Here is a 24,605-nt window from a genome sequence, read left to right as displayed (position 1 = left end):
CCCGCGAATCATTTCTGGGACTGGTGTGCCAAGGTGGAAAGGAAGCACCCTAGGGAAGTGAGGGCCATCGATGGCGGAGAGTGCCAGGCGGATCGCCGATGAGCTGCGGGAGCGTATCCACTCCGGTGAGCTGGCGCCTGGAACTCGGCTTCCCGGTGAGCCGGCCCTGGTGGGTGAGTACGGTGTCGCCAAGGAGACCGCCCGCCGGGCGTTGACACTGCTCGTCACCGAAGGGCTGGCGGTCCGCAGGCGGGGCAGTGGAACATACGTGCGGGAGTTCCGGCCGATTCGGCGGGTGGCCAACCGCCGCCTGGCCGAGGACGGCTGGGGAACCGGGCGTTCCATCTGGGCCGCGGACGTGGGTGATCGTCCCATGTCGGTCACTGACCTGGAGGTCTACGAGACGGCCGCACCCGACCACGTGGCACGCCTGCTGGACCTGGCCGAGGAAGCCCCGGTCGTGGTCCGCGACCGTCTGTTCGTTGTGGAAGGTGAACCGGTCCAGGCGGCCGTCTCCTACCTCCCGGCCGAGCTGGTGCGCGACACCGCGATCGCGCAGCACGACACCGGTCCCGGTGGCACGTACGCACGCCTGGCGGAGCTGGGAGCGAAGCCCGTCCGCTTCACTGAGGAACTGCGGGCGCGCATGCCCAGCCAGGCCGAGGTCGAACGGCTGCACTTGGCGGAGGGGACGCCGGTGGTGGAGATCTGGCGCACAGCGTTCACCGAGGACGGTCGCGCCGTCGAGGCGAACCGGATGCTGCTGGACGCGGGGGTTTATGTCATGGAGTACCACCTGCACGGCTGAGGGACCCGCCAGTCTCCGAATCCGGGGAGCCCGCTCCAGGCGGGCTCCCTTTTGAGTGACCTGATGCCGAATCGATTGATATCCCTAGGGAAGTTGCCTATCTATCTCCCTAGGGATGTTTCGTGTTCGGGGGTACGGAGCCGAGACCGCATCCCCGCATCCCCGCATGCCTGAAAAAGGCGCGTTTCCTGGTGGGACGACCCCGGGCAGCGCGTGACAGAACCCGAGCGGAGGTCAGGTACCCGTGACGACAGGTACGGCAGACGAGAAGCAGGGCGGACGGCTCACCCAGGACGCCCGTCCGGGCACGGTCCCCTACATCGCCGCCTGGAGCCGGGAGCGGACGTACCGGCCCGCCATGGCGCGGCGGGCGGTCGGAGACGGTGAGGGCGTCGGGTACCTGGACGAGACCCCGTACGACCGGGACGGGCGCGGGGTGCTGTGGGTGCGGCAGGCCCTCGCGCGGGGCAGCGGCAGGCCGCAGTTCCAGAACGTGCACGTGCTGCGGCAGCGGCGGGCGGTGCGGCGCATGCTCTGCCAGGTGTGCGGACACCCCACCCCGCGCGGCGGGCCGTGGCTGTTCGTGCTGCGGGATGTGGGGCGCCCGGTGGAGGAGGGCGAGCGGACCACGGCGCCGCCGGTGTGCGCGCCGTGTGCCCGCCTCTCGGTACGGCAGTGCCCGCGGCTGCGGGAGGGGTACGCCGCCGCGCTGGTGGGCCGCGCGGAGGTGTGGGGCGTGGCCGGGATCGTCCACCACCCGGCCACGCTGGAACCCGCCGACGGCTCCCTGCACGAGGTGGCCCACGAGGACCCCGCGATCCGCTGGGTCACCGCCCACCGACTGGTCCTGGAACTGCGCGACTGCACCCCCGTGGACCTGAATCACCTCACCACCTGACCGCACTGCCTCCGCCGCCCCGCAGGTCCGGGAAAAACCGGACCGGGGCGGCTGGGAAAGGCACCGTGACGGCCCCCGGCAGGGGCGCGGACGGCACTTCGCCCCCGGCCGCGGGGGCGGGCCTTCCCGCATCCGCCCCGGCCCGTCACACGGCCGAACGAGCCGCCGTCTCACAGCGCCTGACCAGGAGTCGGAAGGCCATCCGGCCTACGGTCCCGGGCGGGGAGAGGGGGCCCGGACGGACCGGAGCGTCCGCACCGTGGAGGACGTGTTCAGGCTGCTGGACGGCCTGTTCGCGCCGGAGGCCGACCGCTGGACGGCCGACGCGGCCGACTGGTGGGACGGCTTCTACGCGGACCGCACCAAGCCGGTGCCGTTCTTCGCGGCGAAGCCGGACGAGAACCTGGTCTCGTACCTCGAGCGCGGACTGGTCACCCCGGGGCGCGCCCTGGACCTGGGGTGCGGACCGGGACGCAACGCGCTCCACCTCGCCGCGGCGGGTTTCGAGGTGGACGCCGTCGACCTCTCCCCGGCGGCGATCGACTGGGCCCGGGACCGCGCCCGGGAGGCGGGTGCCGAGATCGGGTTCCGGTGCGGCGACGCCTTCGACCCCGCCGGGACCGGACCGCGCGGCCCGTACGACCTGGTCCACGACTCCGGCTGCTTCCACCACCTGCCGCCGCACCGCCGCGTGAGCCACCTGGCCCTCCTGGACCGGGTCCTCGTCCCCGGCGGGCACTTCTCCCTCACCTGCTTCGCGGCCGGAGCGATGGGCTCCGAGCTCGACGACGCCGACTTCTACCGCCAGTCCCGGCTCCACGGCGGCCTCGCCTACGCCCCCGACGGCCTGCGCCGGATCTTCTCGGACCTGGAGGTGGTGGAACTGCGCCGCATGCGCGACGAGCCGCCGCGGTCGCCGTGCTTCGGAGAGCCCTTCCTGTGGACGGCCCTCTTCCGCCGCCCCGCGAGTACGCCGTGACCCGGCACCGGAGGGGGTGTCCGGCGCCCGCCGCCGGGCATCATCGGGGATGTGCCGTACGAGGAGACACCCCCGCCCCCGCCCGCCGACGTGCTGCGCGCGTCCTACCGAGCCTTCGGCGCCGTCGTCGCGAGCGTCGACGAGGAGCAGTCGTGGCTGCCGACCGGCTGCACCGGCTGGGCGGTGCGCGACCTGGTCCTCCACTGTCTGGACGACGCCCGGCGCGGACTGGTGGTGCTCCACACCCCCGCCGGCCGGGAGCCGGACCGCGACGCGGTGACGTACTGGGAGCTGTGGCGGCCGGGGACGGCGGGCGGCTCCGTCGACCGGGCGGTCCCGCGGGTGATCGCCGGACTGTTCGCGGAGTTCGCGCAGCTCCGCGACCTGTACCTGGAGACCTCCGCCGCGGTCCTGCACGCCGCCGACCGCGCCGACGACGGGGAACCGGTCGCCGACCAGGAACACGTGCTCACCGCGGGCGACCTCGTGCGCACCCTCGCAGTCGAGGCCACCGTCCACCACCTGGACCTGACCGTCTCGCTCCCCGATGCCCCGGAGCCGTCGCGGGAGGGGCTGGGTGAGGTGCGCCGCACCCTCGACGGGCTCCTCGGCCGTCCGGTGCCGCTGCCCTGGGACGACGCCCACTACGCGCGCGCCGCCACCGGGCGCGCACCCCTGACGGAGGCCGAACGGGAGCGGCTCGGTGCGGACGCCGGCCGTTTCCCGCTGTTCGGTTAGCGCCGCCGGCGACGGTGGCGTGAACCCGGTCTTTTCACGCGGCGGCCGGTGGTGGTGTCCTTCTCCCACCCACGAGCCGAGGAGGCACACCCCATGCTCGAGCTGGCCGCCGAACTGCACCGGTGGTGCGAGCAGGGCCGCGACTTCGCCGTCGCCACGGTGGTGGCGGTCGGCGGGAGCGCGCCCCGGCAGCCGGGCGCCGCGCTCGCCGTCGACTCCGGCGGCGCCGCCCTCGGCAGCGTCTCCGGGGGCTGTGTGGAGGGCGCCGTCTACGAGCTGTGCCGTACGGCGCTGGAGACCGGACGGCCGGTCACCGAGCGCTTCGGGTACGCGGACCCGGCGCCGGACCCGGACGCGCCGCCCGGCCCGGCGGACGGCGATCCGTTCGCGGTGGGCCTGACCTGCGGCGGGACCGTCGAGGTGCTGGCCGTCCCGGTCACCGCGCACCCCCGCGGCCGCGCGGACCGCGCCACCGTGGCCGAGGCGCTGGCCACCGCCGCCGCGGGCGGTACGGCGGCGCTGGTCCGGGTGGTGGCCGGGCCGGGGGAGCCGCCGGGGGAGTTACTGGGCCGCCCGCTGCTGGTGCGCCCCGACGGCACCGTCTCGGGCGGCCTCGGCGGCGGGACGGAGCTGGACCGCGCCGCGGCGGCCGAGGCGCGCGCCCTGCTGGCGGCCGGCCGTACCGCGACGGTGGGGGTGGGCGCGGGGACGGCGGACGGCCGGTGCGGGCAGCCGGTGACCGTGCTGGTGGAGTCCAGCGTGCCGCCGCCGCGCCTGCTGGTCTACGGCGCGGTCGACTTCGCCGCCGCGCTGGTGCGGATGGGCCGGTTCCTGGGCTACCGGGTCACCGTCTGCGACGCCCGGCCCGTCTTCGCCACCCCGGCCCGCTTCCCGGAGGCCGACGAGGTCGTCGCCGACTGGCCGCACCGCCATCTGGCCGCCCACGCGCCGGACGCCCGCACCGCTGTCTGCGTCCTCACCCACGACCCGAAGTTCGACGTGCCGCTGCTGGAGCTCGCCCTGCGGCAGCCCGCCGCCTACATCGGCGCCATGGGCTCGCGCCGCACCCACGCCGACCGGCTGGCCCGGCTGCGCCGGACGGGGCTGACCGAGGGGGAGCTGGCCCGGCTGCGCTCCCCGATCGGCCTGGACCTGGGCGCCCGTACGCCCGAGGAGACGGCGGTGTCCATCGCCGCCGAGCTCGTCGCCGCCCGGCACGGCGGCTCCGGCGCCCCGCTCACCGGCGGCGAACTCCCCATCCACCACGATTCCGTGCCCCGGGGCGGCGCGGGCCCGCGGCCCGTGCGGAACGCACGGGCCGCGGCCGGCGGGGCTACCCCACCTGCCCCTGCTCCTGCTCCTTCTCCTGCTCCCTGAGCATGTCGGCCCAGCCGCGCTGGGCCATCGTCTGGAAGACCCACCGGCCCTCCTGGCGGACCAGGATGTCGGCGTAGTTCATCCGGTGCTCCTCGCCCCCGGCCCGCATCACCGACGAGGAGAACACCACGACCATGGACGGGGAGAGGAAGAGCGGGGTGCGGACCGACTCGAAGCTCAGGTCACCGCCTGTCGTGCCGCCCAGCACGGCGTTCATCGTGCGGACGTACCGCTCCCGGTCCCACTGGCCGGTCCAGGGCTCGCCGTCCGAGCCGTCGGTGACCAGGTTGAGCGGGAAGACGGCCATGTCGGCCATGCGCTCGACGTTCTCCGGTGTGGGGTCGGCGCTGCGGGCGTCGTAGGTCTCGAACCACTCCCGCAGGCCGCGCAGGTCCTCCTCGGTGGGCGTGTAGCCGGTGAGGGCGGCGGCGGTCTCGATGTCCCGGAACAAGGATCCCCCATTCGTCAAATTTGACTAGTGGAGTCGAAGGTAACTCCCGGCGCGGCACGGGTCAAACGGGAAACGGGACAACAGGGAACGGCGTCCCGGCCGGACCCCGCCGTCCCCGCGAACGAGGACCGGAACCGTCCGCAAGGGTCCTTAACGTGGCCCCATGACACAGCCGAGGCAGCAGACGCGGCGCCCGCCGCAGGCACCGCCGCTCAGTACCCGCGAGCTCAACCGGGCCACCCTGGCCCGGCAACTGCTGCTCGGCCGCGAGCACCGGGACCGCCGGGACGCCGCCGAGGTCGTCGAGCACCTGGTGGGCCTGCACTCCCAGCTCCCCGGCAACCCCTACACCGCGCTGTGGAGCCGGATCGAGGGCTTCGACCCGGAGGAGTTCTCCCGGCGGATCGAGCGGCGCGAGCTCGTACGGATCAGCCTCCAGCGCTCCACCCTCCACACCGTCACCGCCCGCGACTGCCTGGCGTTGCGCCCGGTGCTCCAGGCGGCGCAGGAGCGCCTGCTGACCCCGGCCTTCGGCAGGCGGCTGGCCGGCGCGGAACCGGTGGAGGTCGCCGCCCGGGCCCGGGAGCTGGTCGAGGAGCGCCCGCTGACCTTCCACGAGCTGGGTGCCCTGCTGGCGGCACAGTGGCCCGGCGGCGACCCGCAGGCCCTGGCGACGGTCGCCCGCCAGCTCCTCCCCCTGGTCCAGGTGCCGCCGCGCGGGCTGTGGCGGCGCGGCGGCGCGGCCCGCCACACCACCGCCGAGTCCTGGCTCGGCACCGGCCCGGCGGCCGACAGTGCCCCCGACGCATCCGACGCATCCGACGCCCCCGACGCGCTCGTCCTGCGCTACCTCGCCGCCTTCGGGCCCGCCTCCGTGAAGGACGCCCAGACCTGGAGCGGGCTCACCCGCCTGACGGAGGTCTTCCGGCGGCTGCGGCCCCGTCTGGTGGTCCTGCGCGCCGAGGACGGCACCGAGCTGTACGACCTGCCCGACGCGCCCCGCCCCGGCGCCGACGCCCCCGCACCGGCCCGCTTCCTGCCGGACTACGACAACCTCCTCGTCGGGCACGCCGACCGCACCCGGGTCGTCGGTGCCGCCGCCCGCGCGGCGGTCTGGACCGGCAACGCGGCCCGCCCGGCCTTCCTCACCGACGGCTTCGTGGGCGGCACCTGGCGGCTGGAGACCGACACCCGCCGCGCCCGGGCCACCCTCCTCCTCCGCCCTCTCGGCCCGCTGCCGCGCGCCGCGCGCGCCGCGCTGGAGGAGGAGGGCGCCGCCCTGCTGGCCTTCCGCGTACCCGGCGCGGACCACGAGCTGACCTGGGAGGCGCCCTGGTACGGCTGACCCGCGCGCGGTGACCCCGCACCACGCGCCCGCGCCGGTTCCGGTGCCGTCCGTCGCTATGATCGGCGGCCGGGCGCATCCCGTCGGAGACGGGCCCCGGGAGACCACCCCGGCGCCCGCAGCGAACGACCGGGCGAGAGCAGGGGATGGGCCAGTGAGCCGTTGGAGCGAGATCCGGGACGGTGCGGCCCTCTACGAGGACGAGGCGATCCTGGTGCTCGACAAGCCCGCCGGGATCTCGGTCATGGGCGAACGCCACGAGACCGACCTCGTCCGGCTGGCCGAGGAGGAGGGCGAGACCCTCTACCCGGTCCACCGGATCGACAAGGTGACCTCGGGGGCGGTCCTGTTCGCCAAGGAGGTGCGCTTCCACTCCGTGCTGACCCGTCAGTTCAACCGGCGCACCGTCGACAAGTCCTATCTCGCCGTCACCCGCTCCACCGGACTGCCCCGGACCGGCACGATCGACCTGCCGCTCGGGGTGGGGCGCAAGAACCGGGTGCGGGTGGCCGGCAACCGGGGCGACATCGTGGCCGACGAGAAGGACGGCGGGGACGGCGGGGACGGCGGGGAGGTGCGCTGGTCGCTCGCCCCGGGGGCCGGCTTCGGGGAGAAGAGGAGCTATCCGTCGCTGACCGTCTTCGCCCGCGTCGGGGACGACGGCCGGCACACCGTGCTGGCGGTGCGGCCGGTCACCGGGCGGCGTCACCAGATCAGGGTGCATCTGGCCTGGACCGGCCACGCCATCGAGGGCGACCCGCTCTTCGACCGGGAGAGCGCCGCGGCGGGGGCCCGTACCCGTCTGCACTCCTGGTGGTTGGCCTTCGACGCGCCCTGGGCGGGCCCCGGGGCCCGGCTGGAGTTCCAGGCGCCGCCGGACGCGGACTTCTGGGTGCCGCTGGGCGGGGACCTCGCCGGCGGCCCCGCGGCGGACGAACTCGACCGCGCCCACCGGGTGCTGGCGGAGCGGGCGGCGGCGGAGGCCGACCGGTGGGACGCGGCCGGGGCGTAGCCCGCAGCCGGGGCGGGCACCCGGTCCGGTGACCGGCGACGCCCGGCGACGACCGGGAGCCCAGCCCCCAGGAGGCACCGTGAGCGAGACCCCGCACCGCGACGGCATCCCGAAGGCACTGGCCGGTGTCGTCCTCGACGCCCCCGATCCCCGCGCCCTGGCCGGCTTCTACCGGCGCCTGCTGGAGTGGGAGACCGTCGAGGACGGACCGGACTGGGTGAGTCTGAAGGGCCCTGACGCCACGAGGCTCTCCTTCCAGACCGAGCCGGAGTACCGGCCGCCGACCTGGCCGGGAAAGGCCGACCGTCAGCAGATGATGCTGCACCTGGACTTCGAGGTCGAGGACCTGGCGGCGGCCGAGCGGCGCGCGGTCGGTCTCGGCGCCCGTGTCGCCGACTTCCAGCCCCAGGACGACGTACGGGTGCTCCTCGATCCGGCCGGGCACCCGTTCTGCCTCTTCACCGGGGGATGACCCGGGAGGGTGATCCGCGAGGGGTGGTGATCCGCCGTCGTGGGCGGGCCGGCCGTCAGCGGGGGGCGCCGGTGCGCACCAGTTCGCGCGCCGTGTCGTTGACCGGTTGCGGCGTGCCCGTCAGATCCATGACGAACAGGGGCAGCCCCAGGACGTCCGCGCGGGTCCGGGCGGCGGTGGTGTAGCCCGCCAGGGAGAAGCAGAGGGCGACCGCCGACTCGTTGAGGCCGTGCAGCCACAGCGTCTCGACGGTGGCGGGCCCGACCGGTGAGGTGGTGGGGTCCACCCGGGCCAGCACCTCGGGCCCGCGCAGGTCGACACCGGAGGCGGGGTGGCTCTCGGTCGTGGTGCGCACCCGCTCGAAGCCCAGCCAGTCCAGGTACCGGGCGGCGGCCGTCACGGCGTCCCGCGCGGTGCGGATGGTGACCGGGCGGAAGGCGGGCCGTTCCCGGGCCGCGGTCCGGGGCGCCGCGCCCGGCGGTGGCTGCGGCGCCGGGTGCCCGGTGCCGGGGACGCCGGCGGCCTCGGGGAGTCCGGCCGTGTCGGCCGGCGGGCCGGCCAGGGAACCGGCCGGGGCGGCGCCGGGGACCGGGGAGGCGTGGTCGTGGGCCAGCGGCAGCCGCAGCAGCGCACCGCACGGGCAGCCCAGCTCCGGCCGCGGCCACTCGTCGTACCGCCCGCAGGACGCGCAGCGCAGCGTCAGCCAGGAGTCCGCCCACACCCGGTGGTGGATCCGGACGGGGACGCCGCCGCGCAGCAGCGGCGGCGCCACCGGGGCGCCGCACGGGCACGGGTAGACGGGCGGGACGTAGGCGTGCTCCCGCCGGCACACCGGGCACCGCACCGGCACGTTCTCCGTCATCGGCGGCTCCAGCGCGGACAGTCGGGCCCGAGGGCCACGGGGCCAGGGTTCGCGTCCCATCGTCCCCGATGGCCCTGGCGGTGGGGAACGGTTCGGGAGGATCCCGTCGTTCCGGGGCGCGCCGTCCCGGTCGCCGCCGGCCGGCCGTACGCACCGGCCGCGGTGGCGCCCGTCGCCCGTCCCCGGCGGCGCGGTCCGGTGGGCGGGAGGGGACCGGAGGATCAACTTCCGGTCAACTTCCGGCCGTTTCCCCCGCCGGGGGACCCTCCAGCAGGGCCAGGTCGCCGGGGGTGTCGACATCGGCCGGGTCGGCGATGTCGCCGCACTCGACGAGCACCACCTCCCCGGCGTGTTCCCGCAGGTGGTCGCGGGCCCCCCGGTCGCCGGCCGCGCGGCGCGCGACCGCCGTCCAGTGACCGGCGCCCAGCAGTACCGGATGCCCGCGGTGCCCGCCGTACGCGGCGGCGGCCAGTTCCGCGCCCCGCTCGTGCGCCGCCCGCAGCCGGGCCACCGCCGCCGGGCCGATCCCCGGCTGGTCGACGAGCGCGACGACCGCGGCGCCGGCGCCCGTACCGGCGAGGGAGGCCAGGCCGGCGCGCAGCGACGATCCCATGCCCTCCTCCCAGGCCGGGTTGTCCAGCAGGACGCAGCCGGGCAGGACGGCTCGCTCCCGCACCTCGGCGGCCGCCGCGCCCAGCACCACGTGCACCGGGGAGCAGCCGCCCGCCCGCAGCACCCGTGCCGCGTACTCGACCAGGGGGCGGCCGCGGTGGGGGAGCAGCGCCTTGGGGCGCCCGCCCAGCCGCCGCCCGCCGCCCGCGGCGAGCAGCAGCCCGGCGACCCTGGGGACGGGCCGGGCGGCACCGGCGGGAGGGCCGGCGGGGGCGGTGACGGAGGAGTCGGCGGCGGCGCTGAGGGAAGAGGAGGACATGCCTCACCTCTGCCCGCCCGGGGGCGCCGCCCCCTTCCGCCGGCAGGGGATTTACCGGAGACTGGCATATGCCAAAAGGAGGATGCGACGCTGATCCGAATGGCTTGAACCGTGCCCCGGTTCTCGCACTCCGTGTGGCGTGATGTGCGGAGCGTGCCGTTTACTGTGCGGACCCCTTCCGTCCGGCTGGTGTGGGAAGCGGGGTGGACAGGCCCGACCGTGAAGGCGGGCACTCGTCGCCCGACAGCGGCGAACGACGAACGAGGACGACAACCGACGGCGGACACAGCATCCGTGTGGGGGGAGCTGCGTTGCGAAAGGAAACGGTAGAACCGCGTACGGTCGTACCCGGGCAGGACGATCCCCGGGTCGCCGAGCTGAACCGGGCCGTGACCCGCTTACAGCGGGAACTCGCCGGTTACCGCGGCCATCTGGCGGACCGCGGGATAGCCGAGGAGGAACTGACGGCCGTGGGCACCGCGCTCCGCACCGGGGCGCCCGAGGTCGCCCGGCTGCGTCATTCGTTGCTGCTGATTGCGGGAGCGATCGGTTCGGTGAGCGCTCTCTCGGAGCCGCTGGGAAAGCTCCGCAACGCGGTCGAGCTGTTCGGCCGGCCCGCGCGCTGACCCCGGGGACCGCCTTCCGGGTATCCGGACCCGGCCCTCCGGCGGCCCGACGCGACTCCCGGGGGACCTCCGCCGGGCGTGCGTGATCGCCCGGATCCGGCCGACTCCCCGGCGAAGCGGCGCTGTTGGCCCGGACCCGCGGCCCGGGCATCATCGAGGGCACCCCGTGACCACAGGGAGGCGCGGCGCATGAGCACCGACGAGCTCGCACCGGTCGATCTGGCGGCGCTGGGCGAGGACTTCGCCCGCGACCCGTACCCCGTCTACGCCGGACTGCGCGCCCGCGGCCCGGTGCACCGGGTGCGGACCCCCGAGGGCACCCTCGCCTGGCTGGTCGTCGGCCACGACGCGACCCGGGCCGCCCTCGCCGATCCCCGGCTCTCCAAGGACTGGGAGAACGCCTCGCCCGCCCTGGAAGCGAGCGCGCCCGCCGCCGGGATCACCATGCTCAGCTCCGACCCGCCGGTCCACACCCGGCTGCGCAAGCTCGTGGCCCGCGAGTTCACCGCACGGCGCGTGGAGGCCCTGGAGCCCCGGGTGCGCCGGATCGCCGACGGCCTGCTGGACGAGATGCTGCGGGCCCCCGGGCGGCGGGCCGACCTGGTCGACGCCTACGCCTTCCCGCTGCCCATCACGGTGATCTGCGAACTGCTGGGCGTGCCGTCCCTGGACCGGGAGTCCTTCCGGAAATGGTCGGGTACCGCCGTGGGCAGCGCCCCCTTCGCGGAGAAGAAGGCCGCCAAGGAGGCCGTCACCGGCTACCTCGCCGGACTGCTGGCGGCGAAGCGGGAGCAGCCGGGCGAGGACCTGCTGAGCGCCCTGCTGCACACCGCCGACGAGGACGGCGACCGGCTGTCGGCCGACGAACTGCTCGGCATGGCCTGGCTGCTGCTGGTGGCCGGCCACGAGACCACCACCGGCCTGATCGCCAACGGCGTCCTCGCCCTGCTCACCCATCCCGACCAGCTGGAGCTGCTCCGCTCGGACCCGTCCCTGACCGAGAACGCCGTCGAGGAGATGCTCCGCTACGACGGCCCGGTCGAGACCTCCACCACCCGCTTCACCACCGAGCCGGTGGAGATCGGCGGGACGGTGATCCCCGGCGGCGGCGAGCTGGTGCTGGTCGCCACCGCCGACGCGGACCGCGACCCGGACCGCTTCCCCGAGCCGGACCGCTTCGACATCCGCCGCCCGGCGCGGGGCCACCTCGCCTTCGGGCACGGCATCCACCACTGCCTGGGCGCGCCGCTGGCCCGGCTGGAGGGCCGGATCGCCGTCCGGGCGCTGCTGGACCGCTGCCCCGCCCTCGCCCTCGACGCCGACCCCGCCGGCCTCACCTGGCGGGAGGGCATGCTCATCCGCGGCCCCCACCGGCTGCCGGTGCGCTTCTGACACCCGCCGCCCGTTCCCGCCCGCCCGCCCCGCGGCGGGCGGCGTACTGGAACAGCTCCGTCACGAATCGGGCCACGCCCCGCCCTCGGGGCCGGACGGGGAGCGCGCATGAGGCAGAATCGACCCGATGAGTACGTACCGTGACCGTGCCCGCCGCGGATCGGCCAGAGCGACGGTGCTGAGGACCGTCGCCACGCGCGAGCGGCGCTCGCACCTGTCCGCGCCGCGCGTGCCGACGGTGGGCATCGACATCGGTGGTACGAAGGTGATGGCGGGCGTCGTGGACGCCGACGGCCACATCCTGGAGAAGGTCCGCGCCGAGACTCCCGACAAGTCCAAGAGCCCCCAGGCCGTCGAGGACACCATCGTCGAGCTGGTCCTGGACCTCTCCGACCGCCACGACGTGCACGCCGTCGGCATCGGCGCGGCCGGCTGGGTGGACGCCGACCGCTCCCGGGTGCTGTTCGCCCCGCATCTGGCCTGGCGCGACGAGCCGCTGCGCGACGCGCTGACCGCCCGGCTGGCCGTCCCCGTGATGGTCGACAACGACGCCAACACCGCCGCCTGGGGCGAGTGGCGGTTCGGCGCCGGCCGCGGCGAGGACCACCTCGTCATGATCACCCTCGGTACCGGTATCGGCGGGGCCGTACTGGAGGACGGCCGGGTCAAGCGCGGCCGGTACGGGGTGGCCGGGGAGTTCGGCCACATGCAGGTCGTGCCCGGCGGCCACCGCTGCCCCTGCGGCAACCGCGGCTGCTGGGAGCAGTACAGCTCCGGCAACGCCCTGGTCCGGGAGGCCCGCGAGCTGGCCGCCGCCGAGTCCCCGGTGGCGTACGGGATCATCGACCGGGTCGGCGGCAACGTCCGCGACATCACCGGACCGCTCATCACCGAGCTGGCCCGCGAGGGCGACGCGATGTGCACCGAACTCCTCCAGGAGATCGGCGAGTGGCTCGGGATCGGCATCGCCAACCTGGCCGCCGCGCTGGACCCCTCCTGCTTCGTGATCGGCGGCGGGGTCAGCGCCGCCGACGAGCTGCTGATCGGCCCGGCCCGGGACGCCTTCCGCCGCCATCTGACCGGCCGCGGCTACCGCCCCGAGGCCCGGATCGCCCGTGCCGAACTGGGGCCGGAGGCCGGGATGGTCGGCGCCGCCGACCTCGCCCGGCTGGTCGCCCGCCGCTTCCGCCGCGCCAACCGCCGCCGGGTGGAGCGGTACGAGCGGACCGGGGTCGGTCTGCTGATGACCCGCGGCTGGGTGACGGGGAGGTGACCGCGACCGTGCCTCCGTCCGCCTCCCCGCCCGCCGTCCCGCCGCCGGAGCGTCCGCCGCACCGCCCGCGGCACCGCCTGCTGGCCGCGATCGTGGTGGTGCTGCTGATCGCGATCCCGGCCGGCTACCTGGTGCTCTCCGCCGCCCAGAGCCGGGACAGCGGCCAGGACAAGCAGCGGGACGCCGCCGCCCCCGGCCTGATGTGGCGATGGCCCAGCAAGGTGGAGCGCCGCGTCTACGAGCTGCCCCTCCCCGACGACACCACCTATGTGGCGCACTACGAGCGCAACTCCTGGCAGCGGAGCTCCTTCTACGTGCAGTTCCGCACCTCGCCGGAGGGGCTGGACGCCTTCCTGGCGGAGGCCGGCGGCGATCCCGCCGGGCTCGCCGCCGGGCGGCCGGGCGTGAGCGACCGGCACGCGGACGTGGTGGGCTGGGACTTCGACGTCCCGGGCCACCGGTACGCGGGCGCCCGGATCGACCGGCCCGGCGAGCGGCCCGACCTGCAGATCACCGTGGACGTCACCCGGGAGGACCGGCCGCAGGTCCATGTCGTCTCCACGGTCGAGTTCTGAGCCGGGCGGGGCGCACCGGCACGGCGACCGCCACAATGACCCCATGGAGCTCACGAAGAAGGGCCACTCCTGTGTCGCCCTGCGCCACGACGGACGCACACTCGTCATCGACCCGGGCGCCTTCAGCGAGGCGGACGCCGCCGTCGGCGCCGACGCGATCCTGGTCACCCACGAGCACCCCGACCACTTCGACGAGGGCAGACTGCGCGCCGCCCTGGAGGCGAACCCGGCCGCGGAGATCTGGACCCTGCGCAGCGTCGCCGGGAAGCTGACCGCCGCCTTCCCCGGCCGGGTCCACACCGTCGGCGGCGGCGACACCTTCACCGCGGCGGGCTTCGAGGTGGAGGTGCACGGCGAGCTGCACGCCGTCATCCACCCGGACATCCCGCGCGTCACCAACGTCGGCTACGCCGTCACCGTCCCGGGCCCGGACGGCGCCCCCGGCGCGCTGTTCCACCCCGGTGACGCCCTGACCGTGCCCGACCGTCCGGTGGACACCCTGCTGCTGCCGGTGCAGGCCCCCTGGAACAAGGTCGCCGAGGTCATCGACTACCTCCGCGAGGTGCGGCCGAGGGTGGCGTACGACGTCCACGACGGGCTGCTGTCGGACTTCGCCCCGCCCGTCTACGGCCGGATGCTCGGTCCCGACGGGCCGGGGGTGGGCGGCGCGGAGCACGTCCGGCTGGTGCCCGGGGAGCGCGTCGAGCTCTGAGCGGGCCCCGGCGGACCGGGTGGGACGGTCCGGTGCCGGGCCGTCCCACCGTCGTGTCGGCGGCGGACGGTAGATTCGCCGTCATGCGCATCGCCACCTGGAACGTCAACTCGATCACCGCCCGGCTGCCGCGGCTGCTGGCCTGGCTGGAGAGCAGCGGCACGGACGTGCTGTGCCTGCAGGAGCTGAAGTGCGCGGCGGAGGCGTTCCCTGCCGAACCGCTGCGCGAGCTCGGCTACGAGGCGGCGGTCAACGCCACCGGCCGCTGGAACGGGGTGGCGGTCCTCTCCCGGGTCGGGCTGGCGGAGCCGGTGACCGGTCTGCCCGGCGGCCCGGCGTACGAGGGCGTCACCGAGCCCCGCGCGGTGGGCGCGACCTGCGGCGGGGTACGGGTGTGGTCGGTGTACGTGCCCAACGGGCGCGAGGTGGGCCACCCGCACTTCGAGTACAAGCTCCAGTGGTTCGCGGCGCTGCGGGAGCTGGCGGTGCGGGAGTCGGGCGAGCGGCCGTTCGCGATCCTCGGCGACTACAACGTCGCGCCCGCCGACGAGGACGTCTTCGATCCGGCCCTCTTCGAGGGCGCCACCCATGTCACCCCGGCCGAGCGGGCGGCGCTGGCCGAGCTGCGGGCGGCCGGCCTGGCCGACGTGGTGCCGCGGCCGCTGAAGTACGACCACCCCTACACCTACTGGGACTACCGCCAGCTGTGCTTCCCCAAGAACAAGGGCATGCGCATCGACCTGGTCTACGGCAACCCGGCCTTCGAGGCGGCGGTGCGGGACGCCTACGTCGACCGCGAGGAGCGCAAGGGCAAGGGCGCCTCCGACCACGCTCCGGTCGTCGTCGACCTCGAGGTGTGACCGCCCTTCCCGCCGGCTCCTCGCACCGGTGCGCCCCCGGCCGGGCCGGGGGCGTTCGCGGGGTGTTCGGCGGGCGTTCGCCCCGCGTGCCGGTGGTGTTCACCGCCGCCGCGGTGTCACCCTGAGGACATGAACATCCCCTTCCTGGACAACTGGCGCAAGCGGCACGGCATGTCCCGCGGTGTGGCGGTGATGACGGCCGGCCGGCACGACGACGAGGATGTGTCCCAGCTGCTGTCCGAGTGCGAACTGCTGCGCAGGCAGGCCGGATCGGCGGGGATCGAGCTGGACGACACGGCCGAGTCCCTGGCGGCCATCGACCAGCTTCTGCCACGCTGGCGCGACGACTCCGAGACCCAGCAGTGGCTGGGCAACGATGCCGGCCTGTACCTGGGCACGGTCATCGTCCGCACGGTGCCGGGAGCGGCCTGGCAGGTGTGGCCGAACGGCCGCCCGGTGGTGCGGCTCGCCTCCGGCCGGGAGATCGACGTGGTGGCGGCCGGTCACGACTGGGCGCTCAGCGGCAGCCCGGAGCTGTCGCAGCTGTACGCGGAGGCGTCCGAGGCATGAGGAGCGGGCCGCGGGGGAGGCCCCCGGGCCGGTTCTCAGAAGGCGATGCGGTACTCCAGCCGCCAGCGGTCCGCGCGCACCACGATGTCGGAGGTCTCCACGGCCCGGCCGTCCGCCGTGTGGTGGGTGCGTTCGATGACCGTCACACACTGCCCCGGCGAGCAGCCCAGGGCCTCGGCCTCCGCGCTGGTGGCCGGGCGTGAGCCGACCAGTTCGGTGGCGCCCGTCACCCGTACGCCGATGGCCGCGAACCGTTCGCGCACCCCGCGCCGGGCGTACGGGCCGCGTTCGGGGGAGACCACCTCGGTGCCCTCGGTGAGCGCCAGGGGCTCCCAGCTGGTGGCGAGCTGGAGCGGCCGCCGGTCGGCGAGGTACTCGTAGTGGGTGCACATCACCCGCTCGCCGGCGCTGACGCCCAGCCGCTCGGCGATCCGCGGGGGAGCTGCGGTGGTGGTGGAGGTGGCCTCCCACAGCAGCGCGGTGACGGACTCGCCGCCGTTGATCCGGGCGGCGAACGGCGAGTCCGCCGCCTCGCCGGTCCGCAGCAGGCTCCCGATGGGACTGCGGTCGGTGACGAACACCCCGCGTCCGAACTGGCCCTCCGCGTACCCCGCGGCCTTGAGGACCCGTACCGCCCGGTCCACGGTCTGGTCGCTGGCGGCGTAGGTGCGTTTCAGCTCCGAGCGCGACGGTATCCGGGCGCCCACGGCCAGCACTCCCTCGTCGATCTGCTGCCGCAGGTCGTCGGCGATCCGCTGGTAGACCGGCCTGCTGTCGCCCATGCGGGGACTCCTCTCCGTGCTGCCGCCTGTGCCGGGTACGGGGAGTGATCTTCGTACCTAGGTCAACAGGGTAGAAGGGCGGTCCCCCTCGCACCGGGCGCCGCCGGCAACATCATCGCGGCATCCGCGCCGCGGTTGGGGGAAAGTCCGCGGACCCGGAGGGACTTGATCGGTTCAGTCGGTGATCAGCCCTGCGCCCGGTGCTGCCGGCGGCCGCCGGACGCGGGAGCGGGCGAGGGGGCGGGGGCGGGCGGCGGGCTGGTGGCCGCCTGGGTGACGTCCCCGACCAGTTCGACGACGTCGGGGCCGTACGCCTGGGAGTTGATCACCTTCAGCAGCAGGCAGAAGTCGCCGTTCCGGCCGTGTCTGCGGGCCAGCGCCCGGTGGTGGCGGGCGAGATGGCGGGCGGCGGCCTGGTTGGTGACGGCCCGCTGGCCGCACAGGACGAACACCGGATGGGAGCCCTCACCCGCGGTGAGCCGGGCGAGGAGGACGTACTCCACCGAGCCCTTCACCATCCGGTAGCGCTCGCTGCCGATGGCGAACGCCGCCTGGTCCGGGCCCGGTTCGGGGTCGGTGTTGATCCGCACTCCCGGCAGCAGGGAGTGGAGGTGCGCGGCCGTCCGCCGGTTCGCCGCCGGCCCGCCGATGCAGAACTCGGTCCGCTCACCGAACCCCTGACGGGCCGCCTCGTGGGATATCACCTGCGCGTTGGCCCCGCAGTCCTTGATCAGGGCGGACAGCTCCAGCAGGGCGAACACGTCGTCGCGGGAGACGGCGCCCTCTCCCGTGGCGGCCTTGCGGCCGACCACCAGCAGACACTCGGAGTGCTCCGGCAGTCCGAAGAAGCGCTGCTTGCGGCGGAGTCCGCGGCGCCACAGGTAGGTGCGGCCGAACCAGCCGAGCGACGTGGTGAGGCCGGCCGCGAGCACGCCCAGCACGATCTCGCGCAGGTTGTCGTTCATGGGGCGGAAGCGTAGCGCCGCGCACGCGGTGGGTACGAGGTCCGCGGACCGGCGGACCGGCCCCTTCCGGCGGTACCGGGGCGAAGGATGCGGACGGGCGGGGAACAGCTGGAAAACGGGCGGGAGCAGGCGGGGAGGGACGGGCGAGAACTGTTCGTAGCACGGCCGTTACCGTGGCCGAAACAATCCCGGTGTGGCATGTCCGCCATGCCGACGACACAACCGGCCGACGGTGTCCTCGATGTCGCGGGCACCGCCGGTGTCCGAGCCGCGCCCCGCTCCCGGGAAGCTCCCCGGGCACCCGAGACCGCCGAGTTCGCGGCCGCGTTCGGCGAACTCGCCGGAGCCCTCGACCCGGAGACGGGCTGGTACGGGGTCTTCGGCCGCCGGGATCCCGACGGGCTGGCCGCCTGTCTGGCGGGTCACCGGACACCGCCCTGGGACGTGGTCGCGTCCCTGCTGGACGACTTCGCGGCGTACCACGGACCCCGGCGGGCAGGCCCCCGGGCCGCCCGGCTGCGCGCCCTGCACCGGGCGGCGGTCCTCGCCCAGGACCGGGCCGCCGGTGATCCGGGCGAACTGAGGGAACGGCTGGCGGCGCTGCGGCACGAGCAGTGGCGGGCGGTCCGCCGGGAACAGGCCCTGGCCCGGGCGCTGTCGGCGGGCGGCCACCCGGCGGGCACCGACCGGCTCGCGGCGGATCTCGCCTGGGCGCGCGACGACCGGGCCCGTGCCGCCGCCCGCCGCCAGGAGCTGAGCGACCGGCTGGCGGCCCTGGAGGCCGGGCCGGAACCCGCCCGGGGCGCTGGGGCGGGCCCCGGAGCGGGCCGTGTACCGGAACACGGCGGCGGGCCGGGCCCGGGACGGGAGGCCGTACGCCCCGCGCCGCCCGCGCCGGAACCCGGCGCCCTGTCCGCGGAGCCGAGGCCCGCGGCGCCGTCCGCGCCCGTCCGGCCCCGGCCGCGCGGTGCCCGGTTCGCGGGGCTGGAGGCCGCCTCCCCGGAGGAGCCGGCCGCCGCGCTCCCCGCCGTGGCTCCGCCCGCGCCCGTCCGGCCGCGCGGCGCCCGGTTCGCCGGGGCGCGGGACGGCGCGGACGCACGCCGGGAGGAACGCGCCGAGGCGGCCGCCCGGGAGGCCCGGTTCCGGCGGGAGTGCGACGAGATCGTCGCCCGGCTGGCCGAACTGCGCGCCCTGGGCCGCACCGGAGAGGAGCACATCGCGCTGTGCGGGGCCGCGCACCGGCCCGCCGGACTGCTGCCGGTGCTGGCCGGGCGGCTGGAGGAGGCCGGGCGGGCCGCCGATGTCGCCACCGTGCTGTGGGAGGCGGCCGCCCTCCCGCCCGGCCGGCTCGCCGCCGCCGCCGACGCGCTGGCCGCGGCCGGGCGGCAGGAGGACTGCCTGCGGACGCTGCGGCAGTCGGCCGCCAGACCGGCCGGTGAGGTGGCCGCCACCGCGCTCGCCCTGGCGGCGGCGGGCCGCCGTGCCGAGGCCGTCGAACTGCTGTCGGCCCTGGTGCGGGCCCGGCGGCCCGAGGAGGCGGCCGAGGTCGTGTCCGGCGATCCGGCCGTGCTGACCCCTTTACTGCTCGCCGCGGCGGCCCGGGTGTCCGACCGTCGCCGGCGGGATGTCGAGGGGCTGCTGGCCCGCGGACACCCGGCCGGGCTCCGACCGGGCCGGGCGGGGTGAGCCCGCCCGGCTCACGGGCCCGTGCCCGGCCGGTGCCCGGTACGTACGGCGGCCGGACCGCCCGCCGGTAACGGCGCCTTCCTCCGCGAGCGCGCACACCCGCCGGCCGGGCTTCGAGAAGCCGACGCCGTCCCGGTGCGCCGAGGGGCGCGGGCGGGCCCGCGGCCGCCCTGACCGGGCCCGGTGGGCCGGCACCGGTCCGCCGGGAGCCCGGGGCGGTGCCCGTCCGGTGTCCTGGACGCCCGGTGTACCGTCCGCGCCGTCCGCGGGGCGCGCACCCCGCCGGGAGGGCTCCGGCGAGCCGGAGCCCTCCCGGGACGGCACGTGGCGCGGGGGCCGGCCCGGGCTCCGCCCGGTCCGCGGACGGAGCGACCGTGATCCGCGCCCGTGATCCGCGCCCGCGCGCCCCCGCTCAGCTTCCCGTGAACTCCGCCAGCAGCACGGGCAGCGACCGCCCGATCGGCTCGCGGACCACCCGGTCGGCCAGGGCGTCGTACGGGGTGGGGTCGGCGTTGACGATCACCAGCCGCGCACCGTGCTCGACCGCGATCCGGGCCAGCGAGGCGGCGGGCTCCACCTGGAGACTGGTGCCGACCGCGAGGAAGACCTCGCACGCCGTGGCGATGCTCAGCGCCTCCGCCAGCACCGCCGGGTCCAGTGCCTCCCCGAACATCACGGTGGCCGACTTCAGGATGCCGCCGCAGCGCAGGCACTCCGGATCCGCCACCCCGGCCCGCACCCGTTCCAGCGCCTTCTCCATCTCCGAACGCGCCCGGCAGCCGGTGCACACCACGGCCCGCGCGGTGCCGTGCAGCTCCAGCACCTTCCGCTCGGGCAGCCCCGCCAGCTGGTGCAGTCCGTCCACGTTCTGCGTGATCACCCGCACCGGGACCCCGGAGCGCTCCAGCCGCACCACCGCCTCGTGCCCGGCGTTGGGCCTGGCCCGCAGCGCCGGGCCGGTGAGCCGCAGCCGCCAGGAGCGGCGGCGGATCTCCGGGTCCGACATGTAGTACGAGTAGGTGACGAGCTTCTCGGCGTCCGGGTCCGTCCGCCACAGGCCGTTCGGCCCGCGGTAGTCGGGGATCCCGGAGTCGGTGGAGATCCCCGCGCCGCTGAGGATGGCCACCAGGGGCCTGCGGCGGACCGGGCCGCTCCCGCCGCCGGCGCCCTGGACGTCCTCGGTGCTCATGTCTTCGAGACTAAGCGGTCGGGACGTCCGTGTTCGCGGACTGTCCGCCGTATCGTCCGCTCCTGTCGCGGTTCCTTCCCCGTTCGCCCCGGGGCGCCGCCTCCCCGGCCTCCCGCCGTTCTCCGCCGTTCGGCGGGAACACCGCCGGGCGTGCTTCCATGGGGGGATGATCACTGATGAGCTGGTGTCCTCGGTCGAGACGGTGGTCCGCGAGACGGCGGACGAGGAGGTCCTGCCCCGCTGGCGGCGGCTGGCCGGGCACGAGGTCAGCCGGAAGACCGGCCCGCACGACCTGGTCACCGTCGCCGACCACCGTGCCGAGGAGCGGCTGACCACCGCCCTGACCGCGCTGCTGCCCGGCTCGGCGGTCGTCGGTGAGGAGGCGGTGCACGCCAACCCGGCCACCTACCAGGTGCTGCGCGGCGACGGCCCGGTGTGGATCGTGGATCCGGTCGACGGCACCCGGCAGTTCGTCCACGGAGACCCGGGCTTCTGCACCCTGGTGGCCCTCGCCCACGGCGGCGAGGTGCTGGCCTCCTGGACGTACGCACCCGCCCTCGGGGAGCTGGCCGTCGCCCGGCGCGGCGGGGGAGCGTACCTGAACGGCGAGGCGCTGCGCTCCGGCGGCCCGGGACCGGACGAGGCGCTGGAGGTCGCACACTCGCACCCGGACTTCACCAGCGACGCCCAGAAGCGCGCCCTGCTCGGGCTGCGCGCGGAGGGGGTCAAGCCCCGGCCGTGCGGCTCGGCGGGACTGGAGTACCTGAACGTGGCGCGCGGCACCCTGGACGCGGTGGCGTTCTCCTGGGAGAGCGCCTGGGACCACGCGGCCGGTCTGCTGCTGGTGGCCGAGGCGGGCGGCGGCCACGCCACCCTGACGGGGGAGCCGTTCCGCCTGGCGGGCGGCAACGCGCTGCCGTTCACCGCCGCCCGGGACGCGCTGACGGTACGTCGTATCCTCTCCCTGCTGGCCACCGCCGGCTGACCTCAGGGCCGAGGGGAGAGAACCGAACGTGCCGTCGATGCGTGACGTGGTCGTGGTGGGCGCCGGGCCGAACGGGCTGACCGCCGCCGTCGAGCTGGCCAGACGGGGGTTCTCCGTCGAACTGTTCGAGGCGATGGAGACGGTCGGGGGAGGGGCGCGCACCGAGGAACTGACCCTGCCCGGCTTCCGGCACGACCCCTGCTCGGCCGTCCATCCGCTGGGCGTCGGCTCGCCCGCCTTCTCGGCGATGCCCCTGGAGGAGCGCTACGGGCTGGAGTGGCTCCACCCCGAGCTGCCCCTGGCGCACCCCTTCCCGGACGGCACCGCCGGGGTGCTGGCCCGTTCCCCGGCCGAGACGGCCGCCTCCTTCGGGCCGCGCGACGCGGGGACGTACCGCCGGATGACGGCGCCCTTCCTGGGCCGCTGGGACACCCTGGTCCCCGACTTCTTCAAGGTGCCCTGGGACGGGCTGCCGCGCGATCCGGTCACCCTGGCCCGCTTCGGGGCGCTGGGGCTGCGGCCGGTGGACCGGCTGGTGCGCCGCTTCCGCGACGACACCGCCCGCGCGCTGCTGTTCGGGCTGGCCGCCCACGCCATCGGGCCCACCACCTCGCCGGCCACCGGCGGTATCGCCCTGGTCTTCGCGCTGGCCGCGCACGAGGTGGGCTGGCCGCTGCCGCGCGGCGGCTCCCAGTCGCTCTCCGACGCGCTCGCCGCCTATCTGCGCGACCTGGGCGGCGGGATCCACACCGGGGTCGAGGTCAAGCGGCTGGACGAGCTGCCGCCCGCCCGCGCCTACGTCTTCGACACCTCGCCCACCGCGCTGGCCCGGATCGCCGGGCTGGGCGACTTCTACCGGGACTTCCGGTACGGCGCCGGTACCTTCAAGATCGACTATGCCCTCTCCGGGCCGGTCCCCTGGACCTCCGTGGACGCCCGCCGGGCCGGCACCGTCCATCTGGGCCCGTCCAGCGGCGAGGTCGCCGGCGCGCTGCGCGCCGCCGCCATCGAGGGCCGGCAGCCCGACCCGCCCTTCCTGATCACCTCCCAGCCCACCCTGCTGGACCCGGGCCGGGCGCCGGAGGGCAGGCATGTGTTCTGGGTGTACGGCCATGTGCCGCGCGGCTGGAACGGGGACGCCACCGAGGCGATCGAGCGGCAGATCGAGCGCTTCGCGCCCGGCTTCCGGGACCTGGTGCTGGCCCGCGCCACCGCGGGCCCGCCCGAGCTGGCCACCCGCAACGCCAACTACGTCGGCGGCGACATCGCCTGCGGCGCCTTCACCGGCCTGCAGACCCTGCTGCGGCCGAAGCTCGCCCGCGTCCCGTACGCCACCCGGCACCCGGCCGTCTACCTGTGCTCCTCGGCCACCTGGCCGGGGCCCGGCGTGCACGGCATGTCCGGGCACAACGCGGCGAAGGCGGTCTGGCGGCGGCTGCGCGCCGCGCGGTAGCGCGGTCCCGGGCCGCGCCCGGCCGGACGCGCGGTCAGGGCCGCCGCGCGGGCCTGTCGCAGGGAGCAGGGAGTCCGGTTCCTGCCGGGTGCGCACGGCGGGGAACCAGGCGTGCCCGGACGGCTCCCGGTCCACCCGCACCCGGTACCAGCGGGTGGTGCCCACCCCGGTCTCGTCGGACACCCGGTCGCCGTCGTGGACCACGCAGTCGGCCGCCCGGACCGCGGGCACCGGTGGCGGGCGAGGTCATACGGCGCCCCCGGAGCGGTGGGGCCCGGCCGGCCCGAAGACGCCGACCGGGGCGGAGGGGCGCGTACCGGGACTGCCCCAAGGCACGTCCTCCGTCGTCCCGCGTCCGCGTCCGCGGACGCGATCCGCCCGCCCGCAGCGGCGGCCGGGCCGCCCGGGCGGTTCACGATCACTTCCGGCACGTACTCCAGGACGCCGGGCGACCGGCGGACAGGTGACAACGAGTCACCCGGCCGGTGTCGGCGGTCCGTCTCCGGCCCGCTACGCCGCGCGGCGCAGGTCGTCGATCACCCGGGTCCGGACGGCCTCCGGCTCCAGGCCCAGCCGGGCGGACACCTCACCGACGAGCCGGTCGCCGGAGCGCAGCACCCCCAGCACCAGGTGCTCCACACCGATGTGACGGTCCTTCAGCGCGAGCGCCTCGCGCAGGGACAGCTCCAGCGACTTACTGGCCCGCGGGGTGAACCGGAGGTGCCGCCGGTTCCGGCGGTTCCGCCGGTCCCGGCCGCCGCGCCGGAACGGCAGGACGGAGCGCTTCCCGTCGCGCTCGTCCGGCGGCTCGGCGAGCCGGTCCAGCGCCCCGGGGCCGAAGGCATCCTCGGCGCGGCGCCGCACTTCCGCCAGGTCGATGCCCAGCGCCCGCAGTACCTCGGCGTCGGCCTCGTCGACCCCGTCCCCGCCGTGGTCCGTGAGCCGTTCCGCGGCCGTCCGTACCGCCCCGGCGTCCAGGCCCAGCCGGGCCAGTGTCGCCGCGCCCGGTTCGTCCGGCCGCCGCAGCACGGCGAGCAGCAGGTGCTCGGTGCCGATCCAGCCGTGCCCGAGTTCGCGGGCCTCCTCCTGTGCCCCCACGACCACCGCGCGGGCCTCGCGGGTGAACCTTTCGAGCATTCCCGTCTACCTCCTCGCGTGTTTCTTGTGCACGGCCTGCCTGCTCACGCCCAGGGCGGCCCCGATCTCCTCCCAGGACCAGCCCTGCCGGCGCGCGTTGTCCACCTGCAGCGCTTCCAGCCGCTCCACCAGCCGCCGCAGTGCGGCGACGGCCCGCAGGCCCACCCGGGGGTCGCGGTCCATGGCGGCCTCGGCGGTGTCGACCGCCTCTCTTGCCTCTGATCCGGCCATGTGTGTCAATCTACGTTGACAGCATGCAAGTGTCAACCTTGGTTGACAAGAGAGGGGGTGTCGGCGTGGCGAAGGTGGAGACAGCGCTCGGCGCGGAGCTGGTCGTCGAGGTCATGGTGCTGGCCGGGGTCAACAATCCGCAGGACGCGGTCGAGGCGGTCGTCCGCGACTGCATCGCCCGCGGTCACCGTACGGAGATGCGTACGGGGGAGGTGTCCGGGCGGCTGCGGGAGGTCGACGGGGGGCCCAGGGTCCAGGAGGGGTAGTCGCGCCGCGCGGACCGAGTGGCGTCCGGG

The 24,605-nt window shown here is 75.6% G+C and carries 27 protein-coding genes; 19 read left to right on the top strand and 8 right to left on the bottom strand.

Going from position 1 to position 24,605, the window contains the following annotated elements; all coding sequences use genetic code 11:
* Positions 1–70: 70 nt before the first annotated feature.
* The 5 genes from V1L54_RS16800 to V1L54_RS16780 all read left to right on the top strand — a co-directional run bounded on the left by V1L54_RS16800 (position 71) and on the right by V1L54_RS16780 (position 4,800).
* Positions 71–808 carry a GntR family transcriptional regulator gene (locus tag V1L54_RS16800; RefSeq protein ID WP_330118828.1) on the top strand — a complete coding sequence of 246 codons (738 nt, stop codon included), beginning with the start codon at positions 71–73 and terminating at the stop codon, positions 806–808.
* Positions 809–1,052: 244 nt separating this feature from the next.
* Positions 1,053–1,706 (top strand): hypothetical protein, encoded by a 654-nt coding sequence (locus V1L54_RS16795; protein WP_330118827.1) that lies wholly within the window; start codon positions 1,053–1,055, stop codon positions 1,704–1,706.
* 259 nt (positions 1,707–1,965) lie between these two features.
* Positions 1,966–2,685: a class I SAM-dependent methyltransferase gene (locus V1L54_RS16790; protein WP_330118826.1), complete on the top strand. Its 720-nt coding sequence runs from the start codon at positions 1,966–1,968 to the stop codon at positions 2,683–2,685.
* 51 nt (positions 2,686–2,736) lie between these two features.
* A complete protein-coding gene (locus tag V1L54_RS16785; RefSeq protein ID WP_330118825.1) occupies positions 2,737–3,423 on the top strand; it encodes a maleylpyruvate isomerase N-terminal domain-containing protein in 687 nt (228 codons plus the stop codon).
* Positions 3,424–3,516: 93 nt separating this feature from the next.
* The gene (locus V1L54_RS16780; protein WP_330118824.1) at positions 3,517–4,800 is read left to right on the top strand and encodes an XdhC family protein; all 1,284 of its coding nucleotides are present in this window, start codon (positions 3,517–3,519) and stop codon (positions 4,798–4,800) included.
* Here the strand turns inward: V1L54_RS16780 and V1L54_RS16775 are convergent.
* Entirely contained in the window at positions 4,757–5,251 is a 495-nt protein-coding gene (locus tag V1L54_RS16775) for a nuclear transport factor 2 family protein (protein WP_330118823.1), read from the bottom strand. The two genes, V1L54_RS16780 and V1L54_RS16775, sit on opposite strands and share 44 nt — an antisense overlap.
* A gap of 163 nt (positions 5,252–5,414) precedes the next feature.
* On the opposite strand from V1L54_RS16775, the gene V1L54_RS16770 reads away from it, so the two are divergent.
* The 3 genes from V1L54_RS16770 to V1L54_RS16760 all read left to right on the top strand — a co-directional run bounded on the left by V1L54_RS16770 (position 5,415) and on the right by V1L54_RS16760 (position 8,080).
* Positions 5,415–6,596 (top strand): winged helix DNA-binding domain-containing protein, encoded by a 1,182-nt coding sequence (locus V1L54_RS16770; RefSeq protein ID WP_330118822.1) that lies wholly within the window; start codon positions 5,415–5,417, stop codon positions 6,594–6,596.
* A 154-nt stretch (positions 6,597–6,750) separates the two neighbouring features.
* On the top strand, positions 6,751–7,608 hold the full coding sequence (locus V1L54_RS16765; RefSeq protein WP_330118821.1) for an RluA family pseudouridine synthase: 858 nt from the start codon (positions 6,751–6,753) through the stop codon (positions 7,606–7,608).
* Positions 7,609–7,687: 79 nt separating this feature from the next.
* Positions 7,688–8,080: a VOC family protein gene (locus tag V1L54_RS16760; RefSeq protein WP_330118820.1), complete on the top strand. Its 393-nt coding sequence runs from the start codon at positions 7,688–7,690 to the stop codon at positions 8,078–8,080.
* A gap of 55 nt (positions 8,081–8,135) precedes the next feature.
* Here V1L54_RS16760 and V1L54_RS16755 read toward each other — a convergent pair whose 3' ends face one another.
* Together V1L54_RS16755 and V1L54_RS16750 are read right to left on the bottom strand one after the other, a co-directional pair.
* Positions 8,136–8,942, bottom strand: coding sequence for a hypothetical protein (locus V1L54_RS16755; RefSeq protein WP_330118819.1), 807 nt, complete (start codon positions 8,940–8,942; stop codon positions 8,136–8,138).
* Between the two features lie 232 nt (positions 8,943–9,174).
* Positions 9,175–9,873 carry a nucleotidyltransferase family protein gene (locus V1L54_RS16750; protein ID WP_330118818.1) on the bottom strand — a complete coding sequence of 233 codons (699 nt, stop codon included), beginning with the start codon at positions 9,871–9,873 and terminating at the stop codon, positions 9,175–9,177.
* A 311-nt stretch (positions 9,874–10,184) separates the two neighbouring features.
* Here V1L54_RS16750 and V1L54_RS16745 point away from each other — a divergent pair, with 311 nt between their 5' ends.
* The 7 genes from V1L54_RS16745 (at position 10,185) to V1L54_RS16715 (ending at position 15,881) form a co-directional block, all read left to right on the top strand.
* Positions 10,185–10,499, top strand: a complete 315-nt coding sequence (locus V1L54_RS16745; protein WP_330118817.1) for a DUF5955 family protein — start codon at positions 10,185–10,187, stop codon at positions 10,497–10,499.
* 189 nt (positions 10,500–10,688) lie between these two features.
* Positions 10,689–11,891: a cytochrome P450 family protein gene (locus V1L54_RS16740; protein WP_330118816.1), complete on the top strand. Its 1,203-nt coding sequence runs from the start codon at positions 10,689–10,691 to the stop codon at positions 11,889–11,891.
* Positions 11,892–12,018: 127 nt separating this feature from the next.
* Complete coding sequence (locus V1L54_RS16735; RefSeq protein WP_330118815.1) at positions 12,019–13,164, top strand: ROK family glucokinase; 1,146 nt, start codon at positions 12,019–12,021, stop codon at positions 13,162–13,164.
* Complete coding sequence (locus tag V1L54_RS16730; protein ID WP_330118814.1) at positions 13,161–13,739, top strand: hypothetical protein; 579 nt, start codon at positions 13,161–13,163, stop codon at positions 13,737–13,739. The genes V1L54_RS16735 and V1L54_RS16730 overlap by 4 nt, the downstream gene beginning before the upstream one ends.
* Before the next feature lie 43 nt (positions 13,740–13,782).
* The gene (locus V1L54_RS16725) at positions 13,783–14,451 is read left to right on the top strand and encodes an MBL fold metallo-hydrolase (protein WP_330118813.1); all 669 of its coding nucleotides are present in this window, start codon (positions 13,783–13,785) and stop codon (positions 14,449–14,451) included.
* Between the two features lie 83 nt (positions 14,452–14,534).
* Positions 14,535–15,311 carry an exodeoxyribonuclease III gene (locus tag V1L54_RS16720; protein WP_330118812.1) on the top strand — a complete coding sequence of 259 codons (777 nt, stop codon included), beginning with the start codon at positions 14,535–14,537 and terminating at the stop codon, positions 15,309–15,311.
* A 129-nt stretch (positions 15,312–15,440) separates the two neighbouring features.
* Positions 15,441–15,881 (top strand): DUF6278 family protein, encoded by a 441-nt coding sequence (locus V1L54_RS16715; RefSeq protein ID WP_330118811.1) that lies wholly within the window; start codon positions 15,441–15,443, stop codon positions 15,879–15,881.
* A gap of 35 nt (positions 15,882–15,916) precedes the next feature.
* Here V1L54_RS16715 and V1L54_RS16710 read toward each other — a convergent pair whose 3' ends face one another.
* Entirely contained in the window at positions 15,917–16,663 is a 747-nt protein-coding gene (locus tag V1L54_RS16710) for a GntR family transcriptional regulator (protein ID WP_330118810.1), read from the bottom strand.
* A gap of 185 nt (positions 16,664–16,848) precedes the next feature.
* Positions 16,849–17,628: a hypothetical protein gene (locus V1L54_RS16705; protein ID WP_330118809.1), complete on the bottom strand. Its 780-nt coding sequence runs from the start codon at positions 17,626–17,628 to the stop codon at positions 16,849–16,851.
* A gap of 207 nt (positions 17,629–17,835) precedes the next feature.
* Between V1L54_RS16705 and V1L54_RS16700 the strand changes: the two genes are divergently transcribed.
* Positions 17,836–19,314 carry a hypothetical protein gene (locus tag V1L54_RS16700; RefSeq protein ID WP_330118808.1) on the top strand — a complete coding sequence of 493 codons (1,479 nt, stop codon included), beginning with the start codon at positions 17,836–17,838 and terminating at the stop codon, positions 19,312–19,314.
* Between the two features lie 412 nt (positions 19,315–19,726).
* On the opposite strand, the gene V1L54_RS16695 is transcribed toward V1L54_RS16700, so the two are convergent.
* A complete protein-coding gene (locus V1L54_RS16695; RefSeq protein WP_330118807.1) occupies positions 19,727–20,503 on the bottom strand; it encodes an SIR2 family NAD-dependent protein deacylase in 777 nt (258 codons plus the stop codon).
* A gap of 166 nt (positions 20,504–20,669) precedes the next feature.
* Here V1L54_RS16695 and V1L54_RS16690 point away from each other — a divergent pair, with 166 nt between their 5' ends.
* Positions 20,670–21,488, top strand: coding sequence for an inositol monophosphatase family protein (locus tag V1L54_RS16690; RefSeq protein ID WP_330118806.1), 819 nt, complete (start codon positions 20,670–20,672; stop codon positions 21,486–21,488).
* Between the two features lie 28 nt (positions 21,489–21,516).
* A complete protein-coding gene (locus V1L54_RS16685; protein ID WP_330118805.1) occupies positions 21,517–22,941 on the top strand; it encodes a phytoene desaturase family protein in 1,425 nt (474 codons plus the stop codon).
* Between the two features lie 510 nt (positions 22,942–23,451).
* Here the strand turns inward: V1L54_RS16685 and V1L54_RS16680 are convergent.
* Entirely contained in the window at positions 23,452–24,078 is a 627-nt protein-coding gene (locus V1L54_RS16680) for a Clp protease N-terminal domain-containing protein (RefSeq protein WP_330118804.1), read from the bottom strand.
* A gap of 6 nt (positions 24,079–24,084) precedes the next feature.
* A complete protein-coding gene (locus tag V1L54_RS16675) occupies positions 24,085–24,309 on the bottom strand; it encodes a hypothetical protein (RefSeq protein WP_100205412.1) in 225 nt (74 codons plus the stop codon).
* Positions 24,310–24,374: 65 nt separating this feature from the next.
* On the opposite strand from V1L54_RS16675, the gene V1L54_RS16670 reads away from it, so the two are divergent.
* Positions 24,375–24,575 carry a DUF2191 domain-containing protein gene (locus V1L54_RS16670; RefSeq protein ID WP_330118952.1) on the top strand — a complete coding sequence of 67 codons (201 nt, stop codon included), beginning with the start codon at positions 24,375–24,377 and terminating at the stop codon, positions 24,573–24,575.
* Positions 24,576–24,605 lie beyond the last annotated feature (30 nt).

Origin of the sequence: Streptomyces rubellus, from assembly GCF_036323805.1 — a bacterium.
Taxonomy (GTDB): domain Bacteria; phylum Actinomycetota; class Actinomycetes; order Streptomycetales; family Streptomycetaceae; genus Streptomyces.
The sequence above is the reverse complement of the archived record's forward strand: the minus strand, read 5'-3'. Positions and strand labels throughout refer to the sequence as shown.

Excerpts from the sequence above, each read along its gene's own strand:
- V1L54_RS16700 (WP_330118808.1), top strand. The coding sequence starts at position 17,836 with ATGCCGACGACACAACCGGCCGACGGTGTCCTCGATGTCGCGGGCACC.
- V1L54_RS16695 (WP_330118807.1), bottom strand. The coding sequence starts at position 20,503 with ATGAGCACCGAGGACGTCCAGGGCGCCGGCGGCGGGAGCGGCCCGGTC.
- V1L54_RS16705 (WP_330118809.1), bottom strand. The coding sequence starts at position 17,628 with ATGAACGACAACCTGCGCGAGATCGTGCTGGGCGTGCTCGCGGCCGGC.
- V1L54_RS16680 (WP_330118804.1), bottom strand. The coding sequence starts at position 24,078 with ATGCTCGAAAGGTTCACCCGCGAGGCCCGCGCGGTGGTCGTGGGGGCA.
- V1L54_RS16735 (WP_330118815.1), top strand. The coding sequence starts at position 12,019 with ATGAGTACGTACCGTGACCGTGCCCGCCGCGGATCGGCCAGAGCGACG.
- V1L54_RS16740 (WP_330118816.1), top strand. The coding sequence starts at position 10,689 with ATGAGCACCGACGAGCTCGCACCGGTCGATCTGGCGGCGCTGGGCGAG.
- V1L54_RS16720 (WP_330118812.1), top strand. The coding sequence starts at position 14,535 with ATGCGCATCGCCACCTGGAACGTCAACTCGATCACCGCCCGGCTGCCG.
- V1L54_RS16780 (WP_330118824.1), top strand. The coding sequence starts at position 3,517 with ATGCTCGAGCTGGCCGCCGAACTGCACCGGTGGTGCGAGCAGGGCCGC.
- V1L54_RS16690 (WP_330118806.1), top strand. The coding sequence starts at position 20,670 with ATGATCACTGATGAGCTGGTGTCCTCGGTCGAGACGGTGGTCCGCGAG.
- V1L54_RS16750 (WP_330118818.1), bottom strand. The coding sequence starts at position 9,873 with ATGTCCTCCTCTTCCCTCAGCGCCGCCGCCGACTCCTCCGTCACCGCC.
- V1L54_RS16770 (WP_330118822.1), top strand. The coding sequence starts at position 5,415 with ATGACACAGCCGAGGCAGCAGACGCGGCGCCCGCCGCAGGCACCGCCG.
- V1L54_RS16715 (WP_330118811.1), top strand. The coding sequence starts at position 15,441 with ATGAACATCCCCTTCCTGGACAACTGGCGCAAGCGGCACGGCATGTCC.
- V1L54_RS16800 (WP_330118828.1), top strand. The coding sequence starts at position 71 with ATGGCGGAGAGTGCCAGGCGGATCGCCGATGAGCTGCGGGAGCGTATC.
- V1L54_RS16675 (WP_100205412.1), bottom strand. The coding sequence starts at position 24,309 with ATGGCCGGATCAGAGGCAAGAGAGGCGGTCGACACCGCCGAGGCCGCC.
- V1L54_RS16725 (WP_330118813.1), top strand. The coding sequence starts at position 13,783 with ATGGAGCTCACGAAGAAGGGCCACTCCTGTGTCGCCCTGCGCCACGAC.
- V1L54_RS16755 (WP_330118819.1), bottom strand. The coding sequence starts at position 8,942 with ATGACGGAGAACGTGCCGGTGCGGTGCCCGGTGTGCCGGCGGGAGCAC.
- V1L54_RS16710 (WP_330118810.1), bottom strand. The coding sequence starts at position 16,663 with ATGGGCGACAGCAGGCCGGTCTACCAGCGGATCGCCGACGACCTGCGG.